Source organism: Mucilaginibacter terrenus (genome assembly GCF_003432065.1).
Lineage (GTDB): Bacteria > Bacteroidota > Bacteroidia > Sphingobacteriales > Sphingobacteriaceae > Mucilaginibacter > Mucilaginibacter terrenus.
In genome coordinates this window covers 658,179-670,697 of the sequence record NZ_QWDE01000001.1, presented here as the reverse complement: position 1 = coordinate 670,697, position 12,519 = coordinate 658,179, and the positions used below count along the sequence as shown (strand labels likewise).

Genomic DNA, 12,519 nt, shown 5'->3' with positions numbered 1-12,519 from the left:
CTATTTAAAACGACTTACTCTGCAGACTGCTCTTCAGCAGACTCATCGCCCGGCTCCCAAAGTTCTATTATGTTTCCTTCAGGGTCCAGTATATGAACAAATTTACCGTAATCGTACTCAGCAATCTGATCAACAATCGTTACGTTTTCTTTTTTAAGTTCTTCTACTAAGGCAGTTAAATTCTCTACACGATAGTTGATCATGTAAGGCTTGGTCGACGGATCAAAGTTCTTTGCATCGTTTGGAAAAGCGCACCAAGTTGTAGAACCCATTTTTGATTGATCATCAGCATGCCGCCATTCAAACGTTGTTCCATACGCGCTGGTCTCCAAACCCAGGTTTTTCGCATACCACTCGTTCATGCCTTTCGCGTCGTCGCATTTAAAAAAAACACCACCAATACCAGTTACTTTCTTCATAATGTATATTTATTTATATTAATAGTCACTTTAATTACTGTGTATAGCTTGTAACACTATCGTTTTACCCAGCACATCAAAATTGCCATAATCAGCCGACAATTACCTCATACTTTAGGATGATTTTTGCAAAACCTGTTTGATTTTAGCTGCTACATTGGTGTAACGGCATTTTACGCTAACCTGACCCTTACATCACGTTTAAACACTTATCTTTGCAACCATAATGAGTAAGCACGGAAGAATATTAGTGGCCATGAGCGGCGGGGTTGATAGTTCGGTAGCAGCAGTAATGCTGCACGAGCAGGGCTACGAAGTTATTGGCCTAACTATGAAAACATGGGATTACGCCTCTTCCGGCGGCAGCTCAAAAGAAACCGGTTGCTGCAGTCTCGACAGTATCAACGATGCCAGGGCGCTTGCTGTTGGCTATGGTTTCCCGCATTATATACTGGATATCCGCAACGAGTTCGGCGATTTTGTGATCGACAACTTTGTTGACGAATACCTGGCTGGCCGCACCCCAAACCCATGCGTACTTTGCAATACCCACATTAAATGGGAGGCATTGCTTAAACGCGCCGATAAGCTCGATTGTGAATTTATTGCAACGGGCCACTATGCCAACATCCGCCTTCAGGATAACGGCAGGTACGTTATATCTAAAGGTAAGGACGAAAATAAAGATCAGTCTTACGTGTTGTGGGGCGTATCGCAAAAGAACCTGGCCCGGACAAAGTTCCCGCTGGGCAGCTTTTCCAAGCCCGAAATACGCCAGATGGCGGTAGAAATGGGACAGTTAGAGCTTGCCGGTAAAAGCGAAAGCTATGAGATTTGCTTTGTACCCGATAATGACTATCGTTCTTTTTTACGCCATAAGGTAGAAGACCTGGACGAACGCGTTGGCCCGGGTAACTTTGTACTTACCGATGGTACCGTGATAGGCAAACACCAGGGATATCCTTTTTATACTATTGGCCAGCGTAAAGGCCTGGGCATTGCTTTAGGCAAACCGATGTTTGTTACCCAGATACAGGCAGATACTAACACCGTGGTATTGGGTACAGCTGAAGAACTGGAACGTAAAGAAGCCTGGGTACGTAATCTTAACCTGATAAAGTACGACAGCATTACCGAGCCGCTTGAGGCTATTACCAAAATACGTTATAAAGACGTTGGTGCCCAAAGCAAGATTGTGCAGATAGGCGATCACATGAAGGTGTCTTTCGACCACATGGTTTCCGGCATTGCACCGGGCCAGTCTGCTGTTTTTTACGAAGGCAGCGATTTACTGGGCGGCGGCTTTTTACTGTAATTAAACCAATTTGGCGGGAGCTTTTTCCTGCTCGCCAAAACAACATTACCATATTATATCTTACAACTGTGCAGAGCTGTAGCGGAAAAAACATTTGTGTTTCTGTTACTTTATAGTTTCTTTGCAGAAAAATACCTGTTAATGGCTAAAAATTTATTGATAGTGGAGTCGCCGGCGAAAGCCAAAACCATAGAAGGATATCTCGGGAAAGATTTTACCGTTAAGTCCAGCTATGGCCATATACGCGACCTTGTGAAGTCCGAAGATGCCATTGACATTAACAACAATTTTCAGCAGCGGTATGAAGTACCGGCTGATAAGAAACAGGTAGTAAGCGAATTAAAGAAATTAGCTAAAGAGGCCGACATGGTTTGGCTGGCATCGGACGAGGACCGCGAAGGAGAAGCCATTTCGTGGCACCTTTTTGAGACCCTTGGCCTTAAGGAAGCCGACACCAAGCGCATTGTTTTTCATGAGATAACCAAGCCCGCTATTTTAAAGGCTATTGAAAACCCCCGCAAGATAGATTACCACCTGGTAAATGCACAACAGGCACGCCGTGTTCTGGACAGGCTCGTGGGCTTTGAGCTATCGCCTGTACTATGGAAAAAGGTAAAACCATCATTATCTGCGGGCAGGGTACAATCGGTTGCGGTACGTTTAATAGTAGACCGCGAGCGGGAAATAAATAAATTTACATCAGAGGCCGCTTTTAAAATAGTGGCCCTGTTTGGCAAAGGGCGCGACGCGTTTAAAGCTGAACTGGCAGAGCGTTTTAGCAAACAGGAGGATGCTGAAAAGTTTCTTCAGGACTGCGTAAGTGCAACTTTCGAGATAAAATCTCTGGAGACCAGGCCAACCAAACGTTCACCGGCCGCACCGTTCACTACCTCTACCCTGCAGCAGGAAGCCAGCCGCAAACTGGGTTTCTCGGTAGCGCGTACCATGCAGGTGGCTCAAAAGCTTTACGAAAGCGGTAACATTACCTATATGCGAACCGACTCGGTAAACTTGTCTGACACAGCTTTAGCTGCAGCGGCAAGCGAGATCAACAGTGCATGGGGTGATAAATACCACCAGCAACGTAAGTATAAAACTAAAAGTGCCGGTGCGCAGGAAGCTCACGAAGCTATACGCCCCACTTATTTTAATAAGCATACCATTGAAGGCGACAACTCCGAAAAGCGTTTGTATGACCTGATCTGGAAACGCGCAATAGCATCGCAAATGAGCGAAGCACAATTTGAGAAAACTGTTGCTAAGATTGGCATCTCTACCCGTAAAGAAGATTTGGTTGCCAACGGTGAAGTAATGAAGTTTGACGGCTTCCTGAAAGTGTACCTGGAAAGCAGCGACGACGATGACGATAACCAAACAGCAGACGGCGAGAACGCCATATTGCCACCATTAACTAAAGGGCAGGTATTGCAGCTACAGGAAATGAACGCTACTGAAAGGTTTTCGCGACCGCCTGCACGTTACACAGAAGCCAGTCTGGTAAAAAAACTGGAAGAACTGGGTATCGGCAGGCCGTCTACCTACGCCCCTACAATCTCTACCATCCAAAACCGTGGTTATGTGGTTAAGGAAGAACGAGAGGGCCGTCAAAGAAACTTCCGCGTGTTAACCCTTAAGGGTGGGAATATCAGCAAAGAGGAAAAGACCGAAAATACCGGTGCCGAACGCGGGAAACTATTTCCCACAGATATAGGTGCTGTTGTGAACGACTTTTTGGTACAGCACTTTAAAGGCATTGTAGACTTTAACTTTACCGCCAGCGTTGAAAAACAGTTTGACGAGATTGCCCAGGGTTTACAGGAATGGACTAAAATGATCCGCACGTTTTACGATCCTTTCCACAAGGACGTAGAGAGCACCATACAAACAGCAGACAAAGCTACCGGCGAACGTGAGTTGGGCGTACACCCGGAAACCGGCGAAAAGATATCTGTACGCATAGGTCGTTTTGGGCCGTTTGTACAAATTGGCGAACAAACCGAAGATAAGAAGCCGCTGTATGCAAGTTTGCGCACCGGACAAAGCATAGAGACAATATCGCTTGAAGAAGCGCTGGAGTTATTTAAGCTGCCAAAAGTTGTTGGCGAATACGAAGGTAAGGTAATGAAAGTGGCTATAGGCCGTTTCGGGCCATACATTAGCCACAACAGTGGGTTTATTTCGTTGCCGAAAGAAATTGACCCTCATGATGTCACCGAAGAAAAGGCAATTGAGCTTATCAATGAAAAGCGTAAAAAGGACGCCGAAAAGCTGATTAAGAGTTTTCCGGAAGATGAAACGGTAAAGGTGCTGAATGGCCGCTTTGGTCCTTACATTGAATTCGGAAAACAGAACGTTAAGATACCTAAAGATAAGGACCCAAAATCACTCACCTACGAAGAGTGTAAAGCACTGGCCGATGCTGCACCGAAAGATGTAAAAAAAGGCCGGTTTGGAAAAGCTGCAGCTGCAAAGCCCGCTGCTAAAGCGCCTGCAAAGAAAAAAGCGGCACCAAAAAAGAAGTAATCAGAGGTAATGCATAAATGTAGCTGCAATGGCAATCAGCGGCAACATTTATGCGTTACAATCTTGCAACTTTTTAATAACAAAACATGATCAAGGACCTTCCCCAGAATGTAGTTAAGGATATCGCCATAGCTGTGGCATTGGAAAGCGAGAACGCGGAGAGAAAGGTGTGGTATGTATACCTGATCAACCTTAAAAACATCCCGCTGGAAACGGTGCTGATCACCTCGAAAGGTTATGGTGAGAAGGATGGGGAACAAGTTAAAACATCAGTACTAAGGCATGCATTTCCAACAATACCTGCCAACTCCTTTAAACTGATAGAGCCGATAGATGAGCAAACCTTTGGGCTTACCAACGAGTACTGGCTCAGCTACTACATTGGCAAAGAAATATTCGACAAAAAATTCATCTTCCTGCCGGAGAGTATAATCGACGATAATTTTATTAAACTTCCGGTTGTGAACAAGCCCGGGGTGATGATTTTATAGATCGAGGTCGTGCAGTTTATGCATTGCCGATCTTACATCGGCATATAGTTGCCGGTATACGGCAAACACCCTCGTATAAGTTTGATGCGCATCCTGATTAGGATTTATAGTTTTCGCCTCTGCATCAGCTTTGGCCAATATTGGTGCTATATCAATCCCTAAAGCTTCCATTGCCAGGTAAATAGCACCCAGTGCGGATGAATCGCCGCCTTCTTGCAATACCAGTTTTTTTCCGGTGATGTCCGCCAGTATTTGTACCCAAACTGGTGAGGAGATAAACCCGCCGCTTGCCACAATCTCGTTTACCTTGCTGGATGATTCTTCTACGGCATTAAGCACGTCGTTCAACGCAAAGCATACACCCTCCAGCGCAGCCCGGAGAAAATGTGCCTGCGTATGCTTAGGGCGAATATTTAGAAACGCCCCGGAACTTTTCGCATCCCACACCGGCGCCCGCTCGGCATACAGGTATGGCAAAAATACCAGCCCTTCGCTACCCGCACGTATAAGTTTAATAGTTTTAAATAGTTGGTTGTAAGCCACACCGGATACCGGCTCCAGACCAAGAAAATCCTTCAACAACCAGTCAATTGCTGCACCGCCGTTATTTACCGCACCACCGCAAATAAACGTTTGCTCGTTAAGCAGATAGTTAAATGTCATTGCCTTATAGTTATAGGCAGGTTTGTTTGACCCTACCCTAACCGCGCCGCTGGTACCAATTGTTAATGCGCCCACGCCCGGCCGTATGGCATTACCCCCGAGATTGGCGCAGCAACCGTCGCTGGCACCTATTACAAAAGCGGTCTCTTCTGCTATGCCCGGAAACGACCCGTTTGTAATACGCCGTATATAGGTAGTGCTTACCGCTACAGATAGCTGCGTGGCGTTTATAGCTGCCAGTTCTAAAGCTTTAGGATACCACGTGCGCTGTAGAATGTCAAACATGCCGGTAGCCGATGCAATAGAATGATCTACTTCGTACACGCCGAACAGCTTGTACCAAATGTATTCTTTAATAGATATGAACTTGTAAGTTGCAGCAAATAATTCGGGCCTGTTTTCGCGCAGCCACATGATCTTGCAAAGCGGCGACATGGCGTATATGGCTGTACCCGTTGTGCGGTACAAGTTTTCGCCGTTTACAGATTCTCTTAACGATTGAGCTATTTCGCCGCTCCGGGCATCTGACCAAATCATCGCGTTGGTTAATGGGTTGCCGTTGGCGTCTAACGGCATTATGCTGTGCATAGCACTGCTGAAAGAAACCGCCGTAGGCGATTGTTCAAAATGTGCGATAACATCATTAAGGCACGTTTTAAACGCTTGCCAAATCAGGCTGACATCTTGTTCGTTAAAAGCAATATCAGAAGTAATAGTGGGGTAATGTTGCTGCGTTGTGTAGATGGTGTTCCCCAATTCGTCAGTCGCCACGGCCTTGGTACTGCCGGTTCCTAAATCAATCCCAACAAAATATGCTTTCAAACGTAGTAGTGACATATGATGGCTAAGGTAATTACACGTACTCAAATATTTGCAAATAATCCACAAATGTGGTTTTTGCCAACAATTGCACTACACCTGGTTTCGGTAAACCTGTCTGCAAACGAAATCGTTTAATTTTACAGCAATTATCGGCACGATATTTTAACACAACTTATAGTTGTTAATCATCGTACAATTGATAATATCGCTGTAAAACACCGATCGTATTATTTTTTTGACACAAATTTTTCAATAAAAAGTGCCATATTTATAGCACTAACTACCACAGTTAACGGATGAAGAAAACATTACTAATTGTTGACGACGACCTGAGCATACTTAAACTTCTCAGTTTCATCCTATCCAAGGAATACGAAATCGTTGTAAAAAACAACGGTATAGATGCTTTTAGCTGGCTGGAAGATGGTAACAGGCCAAAGCTCATTATCTCTGACCTCCAGATGCCTTATTTTGATGGTCAGTCATTCATAAAAAACGTAAAGATCAGCGGTTTTTACCGCAATATACCAGTGATAGTGCTGTCAGCAGCCCATGACCTGGAAGAGCAGGTTGCAAACATGCCGTTTAAATTAGACGCCTATATACATAAGCCCTTTAACCCTACTGTTTTAAAGTCCGCAATCAACCAAGCCCTGGAAGTTTATGATGAATCAGACAACAACTAACTGGAACGAGAACTCGGGCTCGCAAATAAACGTTGCCTATGCGGGTTTGGAACTAAGGGAACTGATAGCTAAGGACCTGGGAGATAGCTTTCACTTCGCTTTTAACGATACGGTAGAACAATTGGGCGAATACCTGGGCAATCAATCTATACTTACTATTCCGGAAATCGTATTAATGGAGGTAGATAAGGAAGAGAAATGTTTTGCAATGGTGGAGACACTGCGCAAGAACTTCCTGATGAATGGGGTAATTATTGTAATGCTTTCTACCCGTGCAGACAAGCGTTTGGTACAAACCGCCATAAAGCTGAAACTGCATGACTTTTATACCTACCCTTTTGCAACATCAGACCTCCGCGAACGGCTTAACTTCCTGGTAAGGTTCAAGCTGATAAAACCGAAGCTGCTGGAGATTGGCAAAGAGGTAGATACCACCTATAAAATGCCTGCCGGTAAACGGTTTCTGGATCTGTTCATATCTATAACCATGCTTATTTGTTTATCGCCAATAATGCTGATTGTAGCGCTGGCAATAAAGCTTGATTCAAAAGGTCCTATTTTTTATAAAAGTAAGCGTGTTGGTACCGGGTACAAGGTATTTGACTTCTACAAGTTCAGGTCTATGCGTACCGATGCGGATCAGTTGCTGGCTAAGCTTTCTGAAACCAATAACCAATACGCCGCCGAAGAAACCGGTGTGGCAAAATCAGCTTTTGTGAAGATCAAGAACGACCCGAGGATTACTAAACTGGGTAATTTCCTGCGCAATAGCAGTCTTGACGAGCTCCCGCAACTATTTAATATCTTGCGCGGCGATATGTCCGTAGTTGGTAATCGTCCGCTGCCTGTTTACGAAGCAGAGATGCTTACGTCTAACGAGTGGTCCATGCGCTTTTTGGGCCCTGCAGGCTTAACAGGCCTTTGGCAGATAAGCAAACGCGGTAAAGAGGATATGAGTGAACGCGAACGAAAAAAACTTGATAACTTTTACGCTCAAAAATATTCTTTCTGGCTTGACCTAAAGATCATATTCGGTACTATCCCGGCCATGCTCCAGAAAGAAAAAGTTTAAACTATGTACATTAAATTAAAGCTGTTCGTTGTTGTTTTATTTTTCGGACTAATCTGCTCATTATCGCTCCGCGCACAGGAGACGATGATCAATGATATCAATTATCAATACCTGGAGAAATTAATTGCCACGGCAAAAAAGAACTACCCCCAGGTAAAGCTAATGGAGTCAAATTTAGTAATTGCCAAAACGGGTGTAAGCCAGGCAACTGTAGGTTGGCTGGATGCTTTTACAGCCTCTTATATATATAGTCCGCGGAACTCACTTAACCTCATTACGCCTAATATCTTTAACGGTTACCAGCTAAGCATATCTGTTAACATAGGTCAGTTTTTGAGAAAGCCGTTCGCTGTAAAAAGCGCCAAAGAATCGGTAAACATAGCCCGCTACCAAAAAGAGGAGTACGATTTAAGCCTAACGGCGCAAGTAAAAAGACTGTATTTCTCGTACCTTAGCGCCCAGGCCGAATTACGGTTGCGTTCTGGTGCTATAGTAGACGGAGAGACTGCTGTTAAACAGCTAAAATATTCCTTCCAAAAAGGGGAAACGACATTCCAGACCTATAATGAGGCTTTAACAAGCCTTTACCAGCAAGGTGGTTACAAGGTACAGGCAGAACTATCTCTGCTAACTGCAAAAACTAATCTTGAAGAGTTGCTGGGTGTTAAATTAGAAGATATTAAATAAAATGGAGTTTGCGAGTTTTCTGAAGGTATTATGGAAAAATAAGAACCTGCTAATTATAATTCCGCTTGTTACCATTATAGTGTCTTACTTTTTGGTAAAAAACCTGCCGGACAAGTACCTGTCTTACGCCCATATCGCCACTGGTATTGTTGATGAGTCTCGTCATTTGCTCGACAATGACAATAACCAGGTACAACGGCAGCAGATAACCCAGAACTTTAGTAACCTGATTGAAATGATGAAGCTGAGCAAGCTTTACAACCAGGTATCTTATCGCCTAATTCTGCACGATCTTACACAGCCTACCCCTTTTAAACCCTATAGCAAGCTGTTCATGACCATGAACGATGCTGCAAAGAAACATGCTATAGTAGTATTTACGGACAAGCTAAAGCGCATGGAGCCGCTGGATACCTACGATAAAGACCAGAGAGGACTTAACAACCTCCTTAACTCGATGTGGTATGACGAGCGCAGCCTTAGGGGTATACTTTGGGCAGAGCGCGATGGTGACAGCGACTTTATTACCGTAACCAGCGAATCGTCGAACCCGCAAATGTCTGCATTTGTGGTAAATGCACTTTGCGAGGAGTTCATAAGTTATTACACCCATACCGTTCGCCAAAATGAAACTGATGCAGTTACGTTTTTAGCCGGCCTGCTTAACGAGAAACGAGAAGCCCTTAACAGGAAAACTGCACAGTTACAGCAGTACAAAATAGAACATGGCGTGCTCAACATTGATGAACAATCAAGGGGCATCTTTAGCCAAATCATGACGTACAACGACCGCAGGCTATCTGCGGAGAAAGATGTTGCTTCTTATGAGGGTACAATAAAAAACATCAACGGAAAATTTGATCCTAAGGACAGGCAGTACATAGAAGCATCCCTTAATAAATACAACACATCGGTAACTGCTACACAAGATGAGCTGCACGCATTAACTAACAAGTACGTTAGAAGTAACTTTGACCCTGCAGTAAAAGCACAGATAGACTCGGTTACTAAAACGCTGTCGCAGCAAATAGCATTAACGTCAGACAAGTACCTGACAAACCCGTTGGCAACTAAGGAAAACCTTGTTACGCAAAAAATAAATCTTGAGATATCGCGTGATATTGCTAAGTACAGTATAAAAGAGATTGACAAGGCACTTGCTGGTCTAAATGCTAAATTCCAGCAATTAGTGCCGTTTGATGCCACCGTAAAAACGTACAACTTTGAACTTGATATAGCAAGCAAAGAATACCTGGATGTATTAAACAAGTATAACGAGACTAACCTGCAGTCCACCTTTTCGGTAAAGCTGCAACAGGTTGAGCAAGCAACCCCGCAGGGTGCCGAGCCGTCAAAGAAAATGCTGCTGATTATTCTCAGCGGTATTATAGCTTTTGCGTTTTGCGTAGTTATACTCTTCATCAGGTTCTTCCTTGACGATTCCATTAAATCCCCTGCGGACCTTGTAAGACAAACTAATTTGCCGTTGTTGGGCTACCTAAATACTGTGAGCGGCGGTTCATTAGACCTGAGGAAACTTTGGGATGTGGAACACCGTGAAAAAATGAAGCACTTTAAGGAATTAATCCGTTCGATAAGGTTTGAGATAGACCAGGAACTTAAAGGCGACAAGGTTTTAGCCATCACCAGTTTGGTACCTGACGAAGGAAAAACCGTGCTGGCAATAAGCCTGGCATATTCTTATGCCATGATCAATAAAAAAGTATTGCTTATCGATGGTAATTTCTCCCACCCTACAATCACCAACACCGCTCAGCCAAGGCTGTTTGTGGAGGACTACTTTAAGAACAATCCTGATAATTATGAAGCGTTCTCAGGCGCTACCACAGTGTTAGGGAACCATGGTGATGATGTTACGCCGCTGGAAGTAAGTGACGAAATTTTTATACGAAACAGGTTTGCAGAACTGAAGACCAAGTACGACATCATCATTATTGAAACTCCTGCCCTGTCCTCGCTAAATAAATCAAAAGAGTGGATGCTGTTTGCCAACAAAGTAGTTGCGGTTTATGGCGCCAGAAAAAGTGTCAAAAGTTCACAAAAAGAGAACTTAAACTTTTTGCGCAGCCTTGACAACAAATTTGCAGGGTGGATATTAAACAAAGCAGCTATCCCTGAAGATTAATTCGAACATTCTTTCGGACAAATACTCCGGCTACATGAAAATAGTTCCTCAAGATAAAACCAAGCAAGACCCTTACGCACAGCTTTCCCCTTTGGAGAAGCGTACACGCACTGCGGCTATATGGTTTGTTTTTGTAGGTGTATTTTTTTGGGCGGTAAAAATATTGTTCTTAGCGTAAGCAAGTTAAATATGCTCAATAACCGGGTACGTAATAGCAGGTTTAAAAGTCTCCGCGATAAACTCGCGCCTGCTAACTGGACACCCGGCACTCTTATCATCCTGCTCATCCCTTTTGCCTTGCTTATCAGCTTTATAGTTGTTAAAGGTGGCATTATTGGTGCAGCCGGTATTTTAGCAGTTGTTGTGGGTCTGCCTATAGTTTACGGGATAATTGCCTATCCGGAATTTGGTATAACCGTATTGGTTGTTGCCTCTTTTATGCTCAACTATGTTTCGGAGTTTTTACCTAATGGAACACCTACGGGTATATTGCTGGATGCGATTACCTACATGCTCATCTTCGGTTTTTTTCTTAAGAAGAAGTTCGATAACAGTTGGTATTACTTTAAAAATCCCATCAGCTACCTTGTACTGGCATGGCTGGCTTATAACTTTTTAGAAGCCATTAATCCGGTATCACCATCCATACTTGCATGGGTGTATACCGTACGTACTGTAGGCTTTATTATGCTGATGTACTTTATTTTCCTCTACCAAATACAAAGAATAGAGTTTATTAAGTTCCTTTTTAAACTGTGGCTTGGCTTGTGTTTGCTTGCGGCGATATCCGGTTTTCAGCAGGAGAACTTTGGATTTCTCAGTTTTGAAAAAACCTGGTATTACTCGGATCCAGCAAGGGTAAAATTTTGGTTCATTAATGGCCACTGGCGCAAAACGGCAATTTTTGCCGACCCGGTAACTTTTTCTTACAATATGGTTGTAGCAGTTACTATGTGCATTTGCTTTGTGATGTTAAAAATTAGCCGTTGGAAAAAGGTGCTAATGATGTTACTTATCCCGTTCTACATTTTGGCCATGTTATACTCCGGTACCAGGGGTGCTTATGTACTTTTACCGGCAGCGCTGGCCTTACTTGCAATACTTAAGTTTAACAAAAAGATAGTAACAGGAGTTGTAGCGGCAGGCTTTTTGTTGTTGATAGTCATATTTATGCCGACGTCTAACCCCACTATAAAGCGGTTTCAATCTGCCTTTAACCCTTCAAAAGATGCATCCTTTAATGTGCGTGCAGAAAATCAGCGGCGTATAAAGCCCTACATACTCTCGCACCCAATTGGTGGTGGCTTGGGTTCTGTAGGTGTTTGGGGTAGACGGTTTGCGCCAAACTCTTTTCTTGCAAATTTCCCGCCGGACAGCGGCTACGTGAGGGTTGCTGTTGAGATGGGCTATATAGGTTTAATACTATTTTGCACGCTAATGTTCGTCATTTTAAAAACGGGTATAAACAATTATTATCTTATACAGGATCCTGAGCTTAAGAATTATTGCCTGGCCATGATACTGGTAATATTTGTATACAATGTAGGCAATTACCCGCAGCAAGCATTAGTACAGTACCCATCCAACATACTGTTTTATATGGCGAGTGCGCTACTTAGCATCACTCTGAGATTAGATATTGATAAAAGAAAAGAATTAGCAGATACAACGGCGAAGTCGTTAAAAGATTAAGTT

10 protein-coding genes are annotated in these 12,519 nt (G+C 43.6%); 8 read left to right on the top strand and 2 right to left on the bottom strand.

What is annotated here, in order from left to right; all coding sequences use genetic code 11:
- Nucleotides 1-14 precede the first annotated feature (14 nt).
- Nucleotides 15-419, bottom strand: a complete 405-nt coding sequence (locus tag DYU05_RS02745) for a VOC family protein (protein ID WP_117381442.1) — start codon at nucleotides 417-419, stop codon at nucleotides 15-17.
- A 226-nt stretch (nucleotides 420-645) separates the two neighbouring features.
- On the opposite strand from DYU05_RS02745, the gene mnmA reads away from it, so the two are divergent.
- The 3 genes from mnmA (at nucleotide 646) to DYU05_RS02730 (ending at nucleotide 4,748) form a co-directional block, all read left to right on the top strand.
- The gene (gene mnmA / locus DYU05_RS02740; RefSeq protein WP_117381441.1) at nucleotides 646-1,734 is read left to right on the top strand and encodes a tRNA 2-thiouridine(34) synthase MnmA; all 1,089 of its coding nucleotides are present in this window, start codon (nucleotides 646-648) and stop codon (nucleotides 1,732-1,734) included.
- Between the two features lie 141 nt (nucleotides 1,735-1,875).
- Entirely contained in the window at nucleotides 1,876-4,257 is a 2,382-nt protein-coding gene (topA, locus tag DYU05_RS02735; RefSeq protein ID WP_117381440.1) for a type I DNA topoisomerase, read from the top strand.
- An 86-nt stretch (nucleotides 4,258-4,343) separates the two neighbouring features.
- Nucleotides 4,344-4,748, top strand: coding sequence for a hypothetical protein (locus DYU05_RS02730; protein ID WP_117381439.1), 405 nt, complete (start codon nucleotides 4,344-4,346; stop codon nucleotides 4,746-4,748).
- On the opposite strand, the gene DYU05_RS02725 is transcribed toward DYU05_RS02730, so the two are convergent.
- Nucleotides 4,743-6,248: a gluconokinase gene (locus tag DYU05_RS02725; protein WP_117381438.1), complete on the bottom strand. Its 1,506-nt coding sequence runs from the start codon at nucleotides 6,246-6,248 to the stop codon at nucleotides 4,743-4,745. The two genes, DYU05_RS02730 and DYU05_RS02725, sit on opposite strands and share 6 nt — an antisense overlap.
- 281 nt (nucleotides 6,249-6,529) lie before the next feature.
- Here DYU05_RS02725 and DYU05_RS02720 point away from each other — a divergent pair, with 281 nt between their 5' ends.
- From DYU05_RS02720 to DYU05_RS02700, 5 genes are all read left to right on the top strand, one after another.
- On the top strand, nucleotides 6,530-6,919 hold the full coding sequence (locus tag DYU05_RS02720) for a response regulator (RefSeq protein WP_117381437.1): 390 nt from the start codon (nucleotides 6,530-6,532) through the stop codon (nucleotides 6,917-6,919).
- The gene (locus DYU05_RS02715) at nucleotides 6,897-7,991 is read left to right on the top strand and encodes a sugar transferase (RefSeq protein WP_117381436.1); all 1,095 of its coding nucleotides are present in this window, start codon (nucleotides 6,897-6,899) and stop codon (nucleotides 7,989-7,991) included. Before DYU05_RS02720 ends, DYU05_RS02715 begins: the two co-directional genes overlap by 23 nt.
- Before the next feature lie 3 nt (nucleotides 7,992-7,994).
- The gene (locus DYU05_RS02710) at nucleotides 7,995-8,678 is read left to right on the top strand and encodes a TolC family protein (RefSeq protein WP_117381435.1); all 684 of its coding nucleotides are present in this window, start codon (nucleotides 7,995-7,997) and stop codon (nucleotides 8,676-8,678) included.
- 1 nt (nucleotide 8,679) lies between these two features.
- Nucleotides 8,680-10,824, top strand: coding sequence for an exopolysaccharide transport family protein (locus DYU05_RS02705; protein WP_117381434.1), 2,145 nt, complete (start codon nucleotides 8,680-8,682; stop codon nucleotides 10,822-10,824).
- Nucleotides 10,825-11,013: 189 nt separating this feature from the next.
- Nucleotides 11,014-12,516: an O-antigen ligase family protein gene (locus DYU05_RS02700; protein ID WP_165851983.1), complete on the top strand. Its 1,503-nt coding sequence runs from the start codon at nucleotides 11,014-11,016 to the stop codon at nucleotides 12,514-12,516.
- Nucleotides 12,517-12,519: the final 3 nt, after the last annotated feature.

Excerpts from the sequence above, each read along its gene's own strand:
- DYU05_RS02745 (WP_117381442.1), bottom strand. The coding sequence starts at position 419 with ATGAAGAAAGTAACTGGTATTGGTGGTGTTTTTTTTAAATGCGACGAC.
- mnmA (WP_117381441.1), top strand. The coding sequence starts at position 646 with ATGAGTAAGCACGGAAGAATATTAGTGGCCATGAGCGGCGGGGTTGAT.
- topA (WP_117381440.1), top strand. The coding sequence starts at position 1,876 with ATGGCTAAAAATTTATTGATAGTGGAGTCGCCGGCGAAAGCCAAAACC.
- DYU05_RS02730 (WP_117381439.1), top strand. The coding sequence starts at position 4,344 with ATGATCAAGGACCTTCCCCAGAATGTAGTTAAGGATATCGCCATAGCT.
- DYU05_RS02725 (WP_117381438.1), bottom strand. The coding sequence starts at position 6,248 with ATGTCACTACTACGTTTGAAAGCATATTTTGTTGGGATTGATTTAGGA.
- DYU05_RS02720 (WP_117381437.1), top strand. The coding sequence starts at position 6,530 with ATGAAGAAAACATTACTAATTGTTGACGACGACCTGAGCATACTTAAA.
- DYU05_RS02715 (WP_117381436.1), top strand. The coding sequence starts at position 6,897 with ATGATGAATCAGACAACAACTAACTGGAACGAGAACTCGGGCTCGCAA.
- DYU05_RS02710 (WP_117381435.1), top strand. The coding sequence starts at position 7,995 with ATGTACATTAAATTAAAGCTGTTCGTTGTTGTTTTATTTTTCGGACTA.
- DYU05_RS02705 (WP_117381434.1), top strand. The coding sequence starts at position 8,680 with ATGGAGTTTGCGAGTTTTCTGAAGGTATTATGGAAAAATAAGAACCTG.
- DYU05_RS02700 (WP_165851983.1), top strand. The coding sequence starts at position 11,014 with ATGCTCAATAACCGGGTACGTAATAGCAGGTTTAAAAGTCTCCGCGAT.